This is a genomic window from Desulfovibrio intestinalis (assembly GCF_014202345.1).
GTDB lineage: Bacteria > Desulfobacterota > Desulfovibrionia > Desulfovibrionales > Desulfovibrionaceae > Desulfovibrio > Desulfovibrio intestinalis.
This window is the reverse complement of sequence record NZ_JACHGO010000012.1, coordinates 38,238-54,110: the sequence shown is the minus strand read 5'-3', so window position 1 is coordinate 54,110 and position 15,873 is coordinate 38,238. Positions and strand designations below refer to the sequence as shown.

Sequence of the window (15,873 nt, the reverse complement as noted above, 5' to 3'; positions counted from 1 at the left end):
GCCCTCAATTGCGGCTTCCACTGCCGAATGCTCTGTGCCAATTGACAAGCATAGGCGATGGCTGAAGCCGTGTCAGGACAGTGAACGTGGACTTTGATCAAGGTGGCATCCAGCGCTTCCTTCAGGCCGGGAAAGTGCTGACGTAGCACCGCTGCTGCTGCCATGCGTGGAATGTTAACTTCTTCCACATCCCAGGCCCGTACGGTCAACAGCACATAGTCCAAAACAGCAAGGGCCGGGGAATCACCCCCGGCCCTTGGCTGTGCCTCTTCCACAAAGAATCGTCGTATCAGCCAGTTCAAATTCTGTCGGCAGCCAGGAAAAATGGCGGACAGCTTCTTTTCAATGCGCCAGTCCTCCAGGCAGTTAAAGAAATTGAAGGTCACAGGATCAAGGTTGGCAGCCTTCAGTACTACAAAGTCCGTATGCCGGATATGGCCAGATTCATGATCGACAAACGACCTTGCCAATGCCAGCAATTCCGGCTCGCAAGCCATCGGCAATGAGGGCAGTTGAATAACCTTGCCGTCGGTGCAGGCTTCACTGCCACCAATACGTATCTGCACCCCGTACTGGTCGCCCAGCACGGATGCCAGCAGGGGCAGGCAGTTGAGAACGTCTTTTGAACGAATCATGGCATCACCACAGGCCCAGGCTGGGAATGGCTGGATGAGGCAGCGTGTTGTCTGCCACGGAGATATCCGGCAATATGGGGGCGTCATCCATATCCCCACCTGCAATGTCGTCTATCTGTTCAGCTAAGCCGTCTGATTCGTGGATAACGTTCGGCCCAGCCAGCAAGGCGTCCAGCACAAAGGCCGGGCCATACCCCTCAATGACCTTCTGGGCGTGTGCCACCAGGGCATCACTGTCCTTGAGCAGGCAGACCAGGCCTTGCAGCAACAGCAAGTCTGTGCCGCTGATGTTGCCCTTCCTGGGTATGCGCTGCAATGCGGCCTGCACGATGTCTGCCACCGGAGCCACATGCGGCTCCACGAAAGACAAGCCCGTGAGCTTGGCATGCAGAGTTCGCAGAGGCGAAAGGGCCTTGTGGGTTACTTCCGTCTTGCCGTGATAGACCCTGCGCCAGATGTCTTCGGCAGACTTGGCCACTTCGCCGAAGAGTGTGCCGCCCAGACCCTGCACCTCTTCTGCCAGACCGGCTTCCAGCACGGCTGTGTTATCTGTATGTTGCGCCAGCGGGGACACCTTGTACAATTGCCAGCGAAAATCCATGCGGGCACGCACATAGTCCGGCCCCACAATGGAATTGCGGATAATTTCGCCCCACTGATGATGCTTTTCTATCCAGCCCTGCACATTCTGATCATAGCCTGCCAGAAAGGCCTCTTTTTCTTTCTGAAAATCGTTGCGTATATTGCAAAGCTCTTGCACGATTTCACCGGCTTTTTCTTCAGGGATGGCCCAGCCGGACATGAAGCGTACTCCGTGCCGGTCCAGATAGTTGAAGGCGCGGGCCTTGAGCGTACCGAACACCTTGAGATTTTCCGGGTCAGCAATGCGCTTTGATCCCAGAGATGCCAGGTCTTCAGGGGGCAGTTCTGCGCCGCCCAGGTCTTCCTGGCTCATCTTGCGCCGGGCTGACCACAGGCTGACATTGAGGTTGAGGGCCAGTAAATTGTCGAGAATACGAATGTCAGAAATAATCGATGTCATAACAGCCTCCTAAAATAAGCTTTTTGTAATGTTTAGGACGTAGCCTTCGGTGAGCTTTTTGGCTGCGCGGGCTTCAAGCTCCAGCACGGAATTGTTGCCCGCACAATTTTCAGCAGGGATAGAGTGTTGTTGCCCGGCAGTGTCCGGCTTGCCCCAATGGAGCATAAGACCTTCAGGCCTGGCCTCGCCGATCCAGAACTTTCCGCTCTGTTTTTTACCGGGAGGGGTATGAGCTACCTCCAAATGAACACGAGGCTTCGCCACCGTAGGAGTGTTCCTCAAATGGCTGCGCATGAAGCGCAGGGCTTGTTCACCTTGCAGGCTTTCTGTTTCAGTCGTTTTGGTTTTAAGGGCTTCAGCTTCCACCGGTTGCGGAAACATGCGCTGTGCCAATTCGTGCAGCATGGCGCGAGTTTCGCGGCTGGCGCGATAGGCAAGCGCTCGGTCAAGGGCATAGGTGACAGGCTGTATGCCCTGATGGGCCAAAGGCTGGAAGCGCACGGTCAGATCGCCCCAGCGCAGCAGGCTGCGCGTGGAGAAGGTAACTTCAATGGTGTTGGTCAGATTGCCGGTCGAAGCTTCTCCCATGAATAGTTTTCGGATTTCGTTGGCGTACTCCACCATGGTGGCACAGAGCGCTTCGGGCAGTGAAGGGAAGCGCCTGGCAAGCAAGCTTTTTTCCACATCCGCAGTTGGGTAACCCACTTCACAGATGGTAAAGCGGTCCAGCCACGCGAGGTTCTGGCGTTGTGTGCCCTGGTACAGGCCCGTGTCATCGCCAGCGCCATTGGTATTGGCTGTTGCCACGAAGCGGAACATGGGGTGCGGCTGGATGATCTCACCCCCATTTTCCGCTACGCACAGGGTGGAGCCATCCAAGACGCTGTTCAGGCCAGCGGCGATTTCTGGCGAGGTTAAGTCAATCTCATTAAGCAGAAGAAGTGCGCCGTACCGCATGGCTAGTGCCAGCGGGCCGTACTCAAAGGCCATGTTGCCGTCTTTGACCGTCAGGTGCCCCACCAGATCGGCAAATTCCAGCCGCCCGTGTCCTGTCACCTCAAATACGGGATAGTTAAGCCTGGCCGCCAGTTGCTTGATGCAACTTGTTTTGCCGCAGCCTGTGGGGCCGAAGACATAGAGAGGTTCATGTGTCCCCTGTGGCCCTTGAAGATTTACGAACCAAACCACCATGTCGCGGCTGGATTCGTGGAAGATGTAGCCTGGGTCAAGGATCGGAGTGTACGCTGTGGGCGCGGCATAGCCTCTTACCGTGGTGCCGGAGGGTTTGCCGCTGAAAACCTGCCCGGCGTCGAAGTCGGTGGGCTGGAGGTTGGATATTTCAATAATTATAGGATTTTTCATTATTTTCACCTTTTCATGTTGTGTGTGCTATTCGCTTGACCGAAGGCGAACAAGGCCCTATCTTTTTGATAGACAGGGGGTATTTATGTCAGAGCAAACAGTTAGTTTTTCTGTTGACGCCAGTCTGTTGAGTGCCTTTGTGCATGTTGCTGAAAAGAACGCCTGCGACAATACTGAGCTTCTGAGAGCATTTATGGCTGAGTATGTGCAGCAGGACGTCCGTAGGAATCATTACGACATGTGGTTCAAAGGCAAGGTGGAGCGCGGATTGCAAGAATTGGAGGCGGGACGTGGCCTGACACAGGAGCAGGCTCTTGCACAGATGGGAGCCTTTAAATCTTCGCTGGCGGCTAGTCGAGAAGGATCACTATGAATCTGATCTGGTCTCCTCAATCCCTAGAAGACCGAAAACAGATTTATGCTTTCATCTTTGAACATGATAATCAGGCTGCGGATGCATTGGATGACTTGTTCGACAATCAGGCCAATCGGCTGCTGACGTTTTCTGAAATGGGTAAACCAGGACGTATAAAGGGGACTCGCGAACTTGTTGTCCATAAACACTATTTGCTTGTGTATACATGTTCACCGGGTGCGATACGCGTTGTAACCGTTCTGCACACATCGCGGCAGTACCCAGCCTGATCAGCCGAATACAATCTCCCGCATAAGGCGCATGCCCAGCAGGTTGTTTCAAAACCGCCGCCTGTTTTGATTCGGCACAGGGCCACGTCAGAATCATACCCCTGATAACCTCCCGGAGTTCAGTTTATGGGTGAAATGGACAGCCGCTCAGAAGGCGCACCCGTACGCTCGCAGCGTGCTAGCAATGCATCTACGTCGATTCCGCCTACCCCTTCAAAGCGGAAAATGTCGGTCAGTTCTTCATGCAGGGCGTCACGATTAAGCGTGCTGCGTCCTGCTGCTACTGACATGCGAAAGCGGTACTTCCCCGTTTCTACCCAATCCTGTGCGCCAGACTGGCGGTGAACCAGCTTGAGCACCGTCTCCATTTCTTTGATTTCGTTATCTAAGGCCGTGCGCTGCTCCTTGAGGGCAGCTAGCTTTTCAAGTGCTGGTTCCCATTGCGGCATCTGCACTCCCTGTGGGAATTTGGGGCAGTCGCCGTTATATTCACAGTACGAACAGATTGGGTAAAAACCTTGGGCGCAATCCACCTGTGCCAGGGTTATGTTCCCTGCGCGGAATGCTGCTAGCTCGTCCCAAAGCTGTGTCGCATGGTCAAGGGCCGTATCGAGCATGGCCTGATTGAAGCCATAGGGACCGAACGCCTTTACCTCCTTCATAGAAAGGCAGAGCAGCCATGCCTCCATACTTGCCTCGGTAGCAGTTGTGGGCAGATGCAGGCCAAGATGGGCAAGGCAAAGTTGCGGAAAGGTCATTTTGTCATGTAGAAGCGTACCGTCCTCAGTACGGAGGCTGAAGACGGGCTTCCTCCATGCTTTTGCCATAAGCCCGATCTGTCCGTGCAGTTGCAGTAGATGGGAATCGTGCGGCGAAGCAGGCAGCTTGTCCGTACTCTTCACTTCCAGAATCCGTATGGCATTGACGGGCGCACCCCAGACCACCACAAAATCCAGATGTGCCTTGATGGGTACGCCCTGATGCTGCCAGTTGATCTCAAGCTGGGGCAATACATGCAGGCTCAGGGATGCCAGAGCCTGGCCAACCCCGGATTCAAACCAATGCCCGCGCTGCAGGGTCAGCAGGCGCTCCAGGCTGTTTGTGGTGGGCAGCACCTTTCTGGCCAACGCAGCCCGTGGACATTCCCAGTGCTGACCAATGTCACTCATGCCCACATAGGTGGACCTGTCGCCCAGATGAGCGGTGGTACTTTGCTGAGAGACCGCCTGCAGCCCCTGACGAATTAATGCCCGCAATCCTTCCGTGCGGTCTGATAGTTCCATAATCCTGTCTCCATAAAAGCGAAAGGGCCGCCATCAGGCAGCCCTTTCACTCAGTCTTTTTGTTTTCGCTATGCGGCATCAACATACTTCCACCACAATTTTCTATGCGGGTTCCAGCGGAAGCCTGCACCTGTGAGCAATTCCTTTTTGGCCTGCGTGTTGCCGCTGGCAATGATGCAGGGCCGCCCGTCCTGGGCCGTGACCTGCTGGTAGGTTATGCCCTCCAGCGGAGGAAGCTTTTCAAGGTTGGCTGTTGGTCGATTTGAGGTGGCTGGAGACTTGCTTTTGATGTTGGCATCGGGAGAACCCACTTTTCGCGCCTCAGAGGCGTTTATGGGTAATTTCGGACGTGAGGGCGTTTTTCGGCCAGTTCTCGCTCCCTCGCCGTCATCATCTTCCGTGACCATGCCCAACATGGCGGTTAGAGCGTAGCGACGGCAATAGGTCATGGCCGATCCCATGCCCTGCGGGTCGGCCTTTGGCAGGGGAACAACAGCAAGGGAACTTTGCCATTGACCTGATTCCGCATGGGTCAGCTTGGTAACCAGCCCGAGAGAGTTGGGCTGCTCCACTGGCACAGGATACTGACACAGCCATATGCCGTTTTCGATGAGCGCATCACGACAGGCATCCATGACGCTGTTGAGGCTGGCGTACCAGCTTTTGGTGAAAGGATTTTCAGCATCCTTAACTATGGGTTGCATGGTTCGTTGCACGTTGAGCAAAGCCTTGGCCAGTTCGGTGATGTTTTCAGATTGGTATGGGGTCATGAGATTCCTCCGTGATTGAAAAATGACAAAGCCCTGCCAGCTTGGTGCTGCACAGGGCTTTCAGGCTGATTTGAAGCATTACTCTGGTATTCTTGAAAGAGTAATATATTCTTAAAGATGGATGAATAACATTGTTCCATGTTCCATTTTTGATTCCTGTGTCAGGGACGCCAACCTTTCAATGGCATACTTTCTACTTCTGACCGCTCCTAAAAATGGGGAGATTACCTATCACTTCTCACCGGGGATCGCAATTATCGCCAGGACATAGAAGAGGAGGGGCCACTACAAGCGGCAGCAGCACCTGGCTGCAAAAATTACGGTAGTTGTTTGCAGATGAAAAACGCTGTCGGCCAGCCTGAACAATAGCGGCACGGGCCGCAGGACTTTTAAAACGGGGCAGCGCATCCACAGCGGCATTAAAGGCCTCCGCGTTGGCATCCGCTGGCAGCAGCATCCCGACATCCGGTGTAACCAGTTCCGCAATGCCGCCCACAGCCGTGCCAATTATGGGTATGCCCGCATGAAGAGCCTCCATCATGCTCACCGGAACCCCCTCTGAAGCGCTGACGTTTACCAGCGCGTCCACAGCCGTGGTATTCATAAAGGCCCGCACAGCATCCACGGGCATTTGCCCGTGCAGCACATATTGCAGATTGGCAACGCCCTGCAGGTGATTCTTGCAGTATTCGGCAAGGGGCGCCAGCAACTCACCGCCGCCCACGTGGTGCCATACGCATGCGCATTCCGGCCTGGCCAAAGCATATTGGCGCACCCGCTCGGCCAACAGATCCAGCCGCTTGATGGCGACGGCCGAACTGCACGAAAGCAGAATACGCTCGTTGGGGGAAGGAATACGCAGTTGCGGCTCGGCCTCCGGTACGCCCAGATAACTGACCGCAAGCCTCTGCGGGGGGACGCCCTGGGCCTCAAGCGTCGCCGCGCCCTGCCGCGAGCAGGGCACAACCATGTCAGGAAGCGTGGCGCGCCATCGGCAAAGGGGGATATAACCGCTGGCATTTTGCTCTGGAAAAATATCATTGCCGTGCGCTCTCGTTACCACAGGAGCATGGCTGCCCGCGCAGGCGCAAGTTGTGGGCGTGAACCAGTACGTATAAAATACCCCTTTGCGCCCAGCGTTTTCTTCTGCCGTCAGCATGGCCCGCAGCCGTTCTTTGTGTACCCGCACCGTCGCGCAGGCATAGGCCAGACGCGCCAGAGCGCGCGCGTTGAACGGCACAGCCCCGGACAGAACCTCCTGCCAAAACAGCCGCCCAAGCCCGTAACGCAGCATGTACGCACATTTTTGCCGGGGGGTGAGTACAAGGGCATCCGACACCTCCACCCCCGCAGGCAAGGCACGACGCCCGCTGGCCCGGCTTACGGGCAAAATGGAGACGCGAAAGCCCGCCTCCAGCAGGTAGGGGATTTCATCCTGCAGAAATGTCTCGCCTTCTCCGTATGGGAAGCGGTGCGTAACAAGAAACAGCGTTGTATTTTGCATGGAATTACCGCGCAAAAGGTGGCAGACCGTAAAAACCCAGGGTGTGGTCGAGCATGTTTTCCAACGAGAAGCGCTCTTTTACAAATGCCGCCCCACGCAAGGCGGCGCGTTTGCGCCAGGCCTCATCCCGCAAGATGCGCAGGGTCGCCGCAGTGAGGTCGTCGGCCAGGTTGCTGCTTTCTGCCACCAGCAGGGCGCTTTCGCCGTCCACAACGGCCTCTGACGCGCCGCCCGTATTTGTGGACACAAGCGGCACACCCAACAACTGGGCCTCAAGGTAGACAACACCAAAGCCTTCAGTTTTAGCCGTGTGCAGCATGATGTCCGCCATAGACAGGGCGTTGCGGGCGTTACCCACCCCCGGCAACAAAACGCCTGCGCGGGCGGCCAGGGGGGTGAGCGCCTCGCGCAACGGGCCGTCGCCAAAAGCCACAAAGGTCACGTTGGGAAACTGCTCTCTGGTGCGCTTTGCAACCTCAATCCACAGCTCTGGGCGCTTGGTCGCGTCAAAGCGCATCAATCCAATAACAACCGCGTGGTCTGAGGCAATGTGCAAGGAGTTTTTTAGCTCCGCAACTTCCGCAGCATCACAGCGGGGCCACTGCGCAACGCCAATGCCAGGATACAGCACATTGATGGATCTGCTGTCGAGATGCAGCCACTGGGCGTAGGAATCCGCTGCGGCGCGGCTGACGTTAAGGCACGTGATGTCCTTGCGCCAGCGGAACAACAGGGCGTAGAGAGCGCGCCAAAGATATGTGCGCGGCAAGGCCTTGCGCGGGAGGATATTCAGCTTGTGCCAGACGTTGAGCGCCATATTCTGCCACGCCAGAACAATTCTGGGCGTCCTGACGAGGCAGGCCCCCAGCGCGGCATAGATATTGTCTGACCAGACATGCACAATATCCGGGGCAATTTTTTGCAGAACAACGGCGTGCCGGACAATATTGAACAATATGCGCCTGGGCAGCAGACGGAGTAAGGGCGGCACGTGGATTGAGCAATCTTTGAGGTCTGCCTGGGAAGGCGCTTCGTACACTGTGGCGTACTGTGAGATGGCCTCAACATAGTGGCGCATGGCCGGCGTGGACAAATCCGCTACCAGCACATGCTGATCCACATAGCCGCGTTTATGGAGGCCCTCGACCGTAGTGAGCAGCAGCCTTTCCGCGCCGCCGCAGCCAAGCCCAAAAACACAATGCACAATTTTAGGCATGCCCTCTTCCTTGCAGCCAGGCTGGATATGGCACCATTTTTTCAATTATCCTTCACCGTTCAGCGCAGCATTTTCCAAAGATTTTCCGCACGCAGGCGAGCCACTTGCAGAGTACTTTTCATCAAGCGCGCGGTGGTGGAGGGGCTGCACCCACGAAACAGCACTGGCATGCAGGCCAGCGCCTTGATAAAGAGCGCGCGCGATATCATCTGGCATACGGTCTCCCACTGCAAGGCTACCTGCGCTTCCAGCTGCGGCTGCGGCAAAAGCCGCCGGCGGGCATTGCCCGCGGGCAGCGTACAAAGATACCCGGCAATGGATTTCAGATCCTCAATGGATGCCGCCCGTCCGTCAGAAGACAGGCAGTGCAGCCGAACTTTTTCATCAGTGGCCTCGTCGCCCCAAAACCAGCGGCAAAGCTCGGCGCGCACCTTGTCGGCCTGTTGCGACATGCGCTGATGATACGCAGATCTGTCCACCTCAGGATGGGTGCGGTAGCGCAAAAGCACATCCTTGTGGTTGGCCAGGCCCCCCTTGCCTGACATGAGAAGCCGCGCCCATAGCGCGTAATCCTCCACAGGCGTGAGGTGGGGGGGATACCCGCCCACAAGGGTCAATGCTTCGTGCTTCCGCATAATGGAGGCCGGATGTACCAAGGCCGCATTGAACAGCGTCATACAGGCGGTCGCCCCCGGCTCAACGGGCAGCGCATGTATTTTGCCTGTTTCATACACGGCATAGGCCCCGCCGCTTGCCAGAACAGACGGGCCCGATTCCATCAGCGCATGCTGCGCTTCCAGCCTGTGGGGGGCGGCGGCGTCATCCGCATCCATAGCCGCAACATAGGGGGCACAGGCCAATGTAAAGGCTTTGTTGCGTGAACCATCTATGCCAAGGTCATGCTCATTGTAAATGCACCGTACCCGCTCGTCTGTGATGGACTCCATATACTGACGTGTAGCGTCGGTTGAAGCGTTGTCCAGCAAGAGCAGCTCAAACTGCGTAAACGTTTGCCCAAGGATGGAGTCTACAGCTTCAGAGAGGAACGGCATGCCGTTTTTTACAGAAAGAACGACGCTGATTTTTGGTTCAGACATTACTCCCCTCCGCGCACGCTATCATGCAAGCCTTCGTGCAACGAGTGCGCGCACTTCCAGCCAGTTACCGAGTGCAATAGCGAGGGGTCGCCAACCATAAAGGGCGCATCAGGAACCGCGCGCGGCGGCAGCGCGCCAAACTTGAGCAACGAGACGTCCACATTAAGGGCCTGCGCTGTCTTTTTGGCAAAATCCGCCACAGAGCAAGGACAGCCGGAGGCAATATTATACGCCGCCGACGGCAGCGTTCCTTCCATGAGGGCGTGCATCATTTGGGATACGGCAGAACACGCATCCTTGATATACACAAAATCCCGCGCCTGCCTCCCCTCGGACAGGGGCACTTCCTGTCCTGTTTTCAGCCGGTCAACCAGCGAAGGGAAGAGCCGGTGACGCAGAGTGTCTTGTGGCCCATAAAGATTGAAAAGACGCCCCACCGCCACTGGAATGTTGTAAAATTTGCCCTGTGCCAGTGCAAATTCGGCCCCGGCGGCCTTGCTGGTGCCGTAGGGTTCGCTTTCTTCCAGCGGATGCTTCTCTGTTAAAAGCTCGTCCTGCGCAGGCGAGGCATACTCCGCGTAACTGCCAGCCATAACCACAGCCCGTGCGCCAAATTTTGCCGCTGCCTCCACAATGATGCCCGGCAAAATGGCGTTGATGCGCGTAAGTGTAAGGATATTACGGTCTGAAGGAACCGACCCGGCCCCGGCAAGATGAATGAAGGCATCAAACTCCCGCCCCCGCAAGGCCGCAGCAATAGAAACAGGCGTATAGTCTGCAACTGGGATATGATGCGCGCCAGCAACGGGCGCGCTACGTGAAAGCGCAAAAACACGGTGTCCCTCGCCCAACAGATGCGGGATCAAATGCCTGCCTACAAAACCGCTTGCGCCCGTAACCAGTATCTGTTTCAAATCATTCCCTCTTCTTGCCGTCACTGCACGGCAAGGATGGCAGCAACCTGGGCTGACATTTGCACAACTGCACTATCAAGCCCGACCAAATCTGCATCTCCAGCAGGCGAAGATGTAACGCCGCACCAACCGGCTTTGCTCCTTACCACGCGGAGACCAATTTTTACAAAAAAGTCAGCACACTACAATGTGCCAGTACATTACGCACTGCCCGACACATTACCGCCCGCCCAACTTGCTTCTTTTTTAAAAAGTGCTGCGCTCCGTCTCTACACGGCATATGTGGCGGTTTTATACAGGGGCAAATGTCGCTGCACAAATTCTATAGTTTCCTGCAACCCTTCGTCCAGGGTAACGGTGGGCGACCAGCCAAGCAGATCGCGCGCCTTGCTGTTGTCTGACAGCAGCCGCATGACTTCACTCTTGGACGGACGCAGGCGAGCCGCATCCTGCTCAATGTTTTTTTTGGAATCCATCAATTCCAAAATGCGGTGTGCAATGGCGCCGATGCTGTCCGTGCGTCCCACGCCAAGATTGATGGTCTCCCCTTCCACGCCTGGGGCAGTGCCCGCCGCAATAAATCCCAGTGCGGTGTCGCGCACAAAGGTCATGTCCCTCTGCGGATCCAGCGAACCCATGCGAATGACCGGCTGCTCCAGCGCATACGCCAGTGACAAACGCTTTTTCTTATAGCATAACAAAATTCACATTTATAAAAAACCAGATTTTTCCCCCCTAATGCTGGCCCAGCCTACAAAAAATTGCGTTATTGCTTGGAAATATTTGCATACTCATGAACATAAAACCAAAAAGTCTTTTGCAATAAAAACACTACAACCCCACATAAATTTCAAATGAAAACAGGAAGATAATTGCGCTAATGTATGTGTAAAACTACATACTAAATACCGAAAACAATACTTACGCATGCCTTTTTGATCAGAAATGGGCAGGCTTCTATACTCCGCTGTCCATTAAAAAACACGCGCGACGCTGAAGTGCATCCAAAACAACTGATATCAATCAGGCAACTCTTGCAAGTCGCCCCCCTCCACATACAAGGCCATCTATCCTTACATAAAATCTGCCAAAAGTTTTTTCCACTCACCCAGCTCAGCGCCAAAGAAGAAAAAATCTTCCTGTAAAGTTGCTGGCTGAGGATTTTCCAATGCCTGCCGGAGCTCTTGAGGCGTATGTACAAAGCAGATGCCCTTTTGCCCAGCCAAGGGCGAAAAATTAAAGTCGTCCTCCACCCCCTGCACAATAAGAGGATGCCGCGCGTACATGACTTCAATGGCAACCGCCGTCGAATTTGCGACATAAAAAACAGCTGGCTCTTTGAGCATCTCACCAACTGGTGTTTTTATTTCTACAACGCCATACTGAGCAAAATCCATTTTTTTGATCAAATCACTGACCGGGTGTACAGGATGTCCCTTAATTACAATTTCGCTATATCTGCTCCCAGCACCATTACGCAGTGCATTCAGCAGCAGGTCAAACTGCGCCTGTACTTCATCCACACCATAGCCCGTGATAACTACAAGCTTATGGGGCTGGTCACATGTTTTGACTGAAACTTCACGCAGGTACTGATAGCGCAACGTTTCGGCCATACGCAGCATTGAGGGGGGACACCCGCCCCGAACCATGACATCGCGCGCCGCGTTTCCGTTACAGACAAACACATCGGGCAATTGCCGCATGAGGTCAGTATTGGCTGCCATTTTTTCTGAAAGGCATGTCCGAAAGCCAACTTCTGAAATGACGGAATGTTGCAACGCAATGCAGGGGATATTCTGCTTGTGGGCCTCGCAAAACAGCAATCGCTCCCAGAACTGCAATTCTGACGTGGTCAGAAACACGCGCTGCGGCCCGATGGCTCGCACATAATTTTTTATGCCACGACGCAGCAACAAACGGGAGAGCATGGCATCGCTGACAATGCCGTCATCCCACAATTTTTGTATGTAGGCACGTATATTGACGCGTGAACCGGGCCATTGCGACAGCCTGTCCAGATGGCCTTCGAGCTTGCTGGCAGCGCAGACCATGCGCAAAGACTCCGCCAAAACACCTGGAATATCGCTAAGCCCAACGCATTCTTCCCAAAAGGTCATACCCGCGTAGGCACCTGCAACCTTATCACGCTGCCGCACGGCCTCTGCCGCGTCATCTCTGGCCTGCATGAAAAACCAGTGTACGTGGTCTGCGGACTGTTCCAAAATGGGCATCAGGCCTGGAATGTACGAAGAGACAAATTGCCCCCGTGCGGCAGCCTTCAGGTCATGATTCGGAAACCATGTTCCAACAACAATCCCGCCGCCAGGACTGACTTTCGGCTTGCGGGGAAAATGCCTGCGCGTTGCCATCAGCCAGCGCAGCAGAAAACGGATGTTCAGAACTGCTGCAACCGCTACGTGTCGCACACCTTGCTTTCTGCACCAGCTTTTGATGCGCGCAATGAACGGCTGGGCTGGTTTAGTCTGCGAGGGCTGCGCAATTTTGCACTCTCTGCCTGAAGCGGCACACAATGCTGTTACAGCGCATATGAGCCGTGCATCATTGCTGTACAAAACAACTTCTGTAATTTCAAATTGCTCCAAAAACAATTCGAGCGCACGAAGTTTAAATATCTCAAACAGAGCTTTTCCGTAGATCAACGGATATCGTTCAAAGAGGGGCGACAGCCACCACGCAGAAAAACCGTCGTTCAAGGCAAGATGTTGGGCAACGCTTTTGCCGTCAACCTCAAGCTCACCGGCTTGGTGTACCCAGTCCAAAAATTCGTCGCGGGTCGCGTGAAGGCGAGCTTCTGCCAGGGCAGGCGCAGAATAATGCCCAAGAGGGATGTCTCGGCGATGCCAATGCATGTTCAGATCAAAAGACGCGTTTTCCCCTGCGGCATCAAGAATGGTCAGTATTTTGCTGGACAAAGACCCTCCTACCCTACACATTCAGGGGAGCATTCCCAAAAAACCCTCTTAAAGGGCAAAAAAAAAATCAAGAAAAGTAGGCTTCTTCCAAAGACAGCACATGGTCGTGCACACTTCCTGCAGAGGAACACGGGATGGTTCGCTGACGCATGCGCATGTTCCTTTACTTCAATACGAAGCGGTGTAGGCTGTAACCACCTTAACCACATATAAAAAACTTTTTGGCATCATCACAACGATTTCGCCACACAAGAATTTCCCGCCAAGGCAACTCGCAAAGAGCAGCAAAGCTCTACCAATTAGACCTTGTCCCAAACCTGGTTGTATGTTCCGGAGAACTTTCCTTCTTCAAACATTTCACTATGCCTTTTTTCACGCAGAACAAATCCACATGCCTGCATAATCTTGTTGATCTGTTCAACTTGATCTTTAAAATTTTCATTTCCCTCAATTATCGCACTTTTTACATTTTTTTCGCTGAGAACATGCGTCATCCCCTGCAAAATAAAGTGCTCAATACCGTCAACATCCAGCTTTATATAGTCGGGTCTGGGAAGCACCCCAATAGCAGCAATCGTATCGCCCTTCAGCCCTAAAAGTGAGTAGGCAAACTGGGGCTGCATGGCCCGTCCATCAAACCCAAAATCCACACCAAATGCCGAACACGCCCCACCATATTGGATGTCGCCCATCTGAAAGGTGTTGACTCCATCCTGACAGCTAAGTGCCACAGGCACTATATGAATCTTGTCTTGCAGCCCGTTAAGAAAAATATTTTTCCCCAACACCTCAAGATTGAAGATAGAGGGCTCAAAGGCTAGCACACGGCAATTGCGCATCTTGGCGGCATAAAGGCTAAAAACACCTACATTAGCACCAATATCCCACAACACACTACCGGGTTCCAGAGAGTCGACCCACTCAATGGTTTCCGGCTCTTTAGAAAAGAATGTTTCACAGCGAAATGCAGTCAAACTACCATTTACATGCATCAGTAGTGATTCTTCTTTGCGCCCAGGCAGCTGAATTTTCTTGAACTGCTGCCCAATTACTCTCCGCATGGAGTCTTCAAATACCCCTTTATTCTCTGGAAACTTCAAAACAAGATTTGCGAGCGCGAGCGAACTGATTCCAATGACACGCATAATAATGCGCTTTGCTTTTCGCACGTATGCAGCTGGCTCTAAAAACTTTTTCCAGCGCGTTCCATTGCAACCATCCATACACATCTACCTCTTTTATAAAAACAAACATACAACAGAAATCATGATTTCAATTTTATTTTCAAGCCACTCCACGCTTCACAACTAGCGACAATATAACTTAATGCAACACATCAATGTGCGGCTCTCGGAAATGCAATTTACTACTGCTTTTGACAGCGCTCTCCCCGCGCTCACTTATAGCCACTTGCCAACCAGTCATAGGGCTTTTCGCCCAAGTTGCCTTTTGGAAAACTTTGCACCATTGACTGCAACGAGGTATTAACAACCTGCACATTCCTGTACAACGCAAGCTCCCGTAGCTGGTCAAAGGCATCAAAGACTTTCGCTATATCTCTATAAAAATTTGCCACTGAAGCCCACCGCCCAGTATTGGCAACAGCATCAGTATAAAAATGCCTATTCTCACGTTGTATCAGACAGTTTTCATCAACGCAGAACGTAAAACAGGTCATATCGATACCTGCCAACCATACTTTTTTATACCCGGCCAAGCATGCCGTTTGAATAGCTGGAATTACAGAATTGACACCACTTATACCACAACACCCCTTTTCAATTTTTTTTGCGGACCGAACAACATCTACGGCACATGGATCCTTTGCAAAACCGTAAATCTTTTTAACTTTTTTATATTGCATCCGCGCCAAAGGAACCAAAGTAGTGGGCACCATCAAATGGCATCGTTGTTGCAATTGGTCAAAGTAATAATGCACTTTCCGCACATGTTCAGAAAATGAGAAATTAGGCTCAATTTTTGAATGAACCTCATCGTTAAAGTATAGCGGGTCTAAAAAAAAATGAGCGATGGGCGATAACTTCAAAAAAAAATCCGTGCAACAAACGTCGTTCACAGTATAAACGTCAGCAGGATATTTATATATTTTTTCTAGAGACTGAGACAATGAGGGCCCATTTCCAATGACTATACACTCATCTCGTGTGCGATCAGGGAGCTTCCAATATTTCCTGTGGGTATATATGTGAATATTCTGTAATGCTGCTTGGATCACTTGAGCCATGGGCTTGGGGATACTTTTTTTTATCATACATTTGATGCCCATCATACCTCCACCTCTTCTACTAAAGCACCAAGGCAAAAAGTTGAAATAAAACTCGAAGGCAAACGTGCCTCTAGTAAAAGCTGGCGCACTTCTCGGAATATCTAAAAAAGCACAAGCTAGAGCCCCTTTAGGCCCAAAGCGCCCCATCACCGCAGCCATTAAGCACACTGTCCATCCATACA

13 protein-coding genes and 2 pseudogenes are annotated in these 15,873 nt (G+C 53.2%); 2 read left to right on the top strand and 13 right to left on the bottom strand.

Annotation, left to right across the window (positions count from 1 at the left end):
* The 3 genes and pseudogenes from HNQ38_RS13990 to HNQ38_RS13980 form a co-directional block, all read right to left on the bottom strand.
* Positions 1 to 635, bottom strand: a pseudogene (locus HNQ38_RS13990) (VWA domain-containing protein); the annotation flags it as partial.
* 4 nt (positions 636 to 639) lie between these two features.
* Complete coding sequence (locus HNQ38_RS13985; protein WP_183722519.1) at positions 640 to 1,677, bottom strand: DUF3150 domain-containing protein; 1,038 nt, start codon at positions 1,675 to 1,677, stop codon at positions 640 to 642.
* 372 nt (positions 1,678 to 2,049) lie between these two features.
* Positions 2,050 to 3,039: pseudogene (locus HNQ38_RS13980) on the bottom strand (AAA family ATPase); the annotation flags it as partial.
* Positions 3,040 to 3,124: 85 nt separating this feature from the next.
* Between HNQ38_RS13980 and HNQ38_RS13975 the strand changes: the two are divergent.
* Together HNQ38_RS13975 and HNQ38_RS13970 are read left to right on the top strand one after the other, a co-directional pair.
* Positions 3,125 to 3,412, top strand: a complete 288-nt coding sequence (locus tag HNQ38_RS13975; protein WP_183722513.1) for a hypothetical protein — start codon at positions 3,125 to 3,127, stop codon at positions 3,410 to 3,412.
* Positions 3,409 to 3,684 (top strand): type II toxin-antitoxin system RelE/ParE family toxin, encoded by a 276-nt coding sequence (locus HNQ38_RS13970; protein WP_183722510.1) that lies wholly within the window; start codon positions 3,409 to 3,411, stop codon positions 3,682 to 3,684. The genes HNQ38_RS13975 and HNQ38_RS13970 overlap by 4 nt, the downstream gene beginning before the upstream one ends.
* 119 nt (positions 3,685 to 3,803) lie before the next feature.
* Here the strand turns inward: HNQ38_RS13970 and HNQ38_RS13965 are convergent, their stop codons facing one another.
* From HNQ38_RS13965 to HNQ38_RS13920, 10 genes are all read right to left on the bottom strand, one after another.
* Entirely contained in the window at positions 3,804 to 4,967 is a 1,164-nt protein-coding gene (locus HNQ38_RS13965; protein WP_183722507.1) for a hypothetical protein, read from the bottom strand.
* Positions 4,968 to 5,035: 68 nt separating this feature from the next.
* Positions 5,036 to 5,737, bottom strand: coding sequence for an ERF family protein (locus HNQ38_RS13960; RefSeq protein WP_183722504.1), 702 nt, complete (start codon positions 5,735 to 5,737; stop codon positions 5,036 to 5,038).
* A gap of 238 nt (positions 5,738 to 5,975) precedes the next feature.
* Entirely contained in the window at positions 5,976 to 7,241 is a 1,266-nt protein-coding gene (locus HNQ38_RS13955) for a glycosyltransferase (protein WP_183722501.1), read from the bottom strand.
* Between the two features lie 4 nt (positions 7,242 to 7,245).
* Positions 7,246 to 8,457, bottom strand: coding sequence for a glycosyltransferase (locus HNQ38_RS13950; RefSeq protein ID WP_183722498.1), 1,212 nt, complete (start codon positions 8,455 to 8,457; stop codon positions 7,246 to 7,248).
* Positions 8,458 to 8,516: 59 nt separating this feature from the next.
* The gene (locus HNQ38_RS13945; RefSeq protein ID WP_183722495.1) at positions 8,517 to 9,554 is read right to left on the bottom strand and encodes a glycosyltransferase family 2 protein; all 1,038 of its coding nucleotides are present in this window, start codon (positions 9,552 to 9,554) and stop codon (positions 8,517 to 8,519) included.
* Complete coding sequence (locus tag HNQ38_RS13940; RefSeq protein ID WP_183722492.1) at positions 9,554 to 10,468, bottom strand: NAD-dependent epimerase/dehydratase family protein; 915 nt, start codon at positions 10,466 to 10,468, stop codon at positions 9,554 to 9,556. Before HNQ38_RS13940 ends, HNQ38_RS13945 begins: the two co-directional genes overlap by 1 nt.
* 269 nt (positions 10,469 to 10,737) lie before the next feature.
* Positions 10,738 to 11,145 carry a GDP-mannose 4,6-dehydratase gene (locus HNQ38_RS13935; protein ID WP_246388169.1) on the bottom strand — a complete coding sequence of 136 codons (408 nt, stop codon included), beginning with the start codon at positions 11,143 to 11,145 and terminating at the stop codon, positions 10,738 to 10,740.
* A 396-nt stretch (positions 11,146 to 11,541) separates the two neighbouring features.
* On the bottom strand, positions 11,542 to 13,404 hold the full coding sequence (locus tag HNQ38_RS13930) for a TIGR04326 family surface carbohydrate biosynthesis protein (RefSeq protein WP_183722489.1): 1,863 nt from the start codon (positions 13,402 to 13,404) through the stop codon (positions 11,542 to 11,544).
* Between the two features lie 299 nt (positions 13,405 to 13,703).
* A complete protein-coding gene (locus HNQ38_RS13925; protein WP_183722486.1) occupies positions 13,704 to 14,627 on the bottom strand; it encodes an FkbM family methyltransferase in 924 nt (307 codons plus the stop codon).
* A 173-nt stretch (positions 14,628 to 14,800) separates the two neighbouring features.
* On the bottom strand, positions 14,801 to 15,850 hold the full coding sequence (locus HNQ38_RS13920) for a hypothetical protein (RefSeq protein WP_183722483.1): 1,050 nt from the start codon (positions 15,848 to 15,850) through the stop codon (positions 14,801 to 14,803).
* Positions 15,851 to 15,873 lie beyond the last annotated feature (23 nt).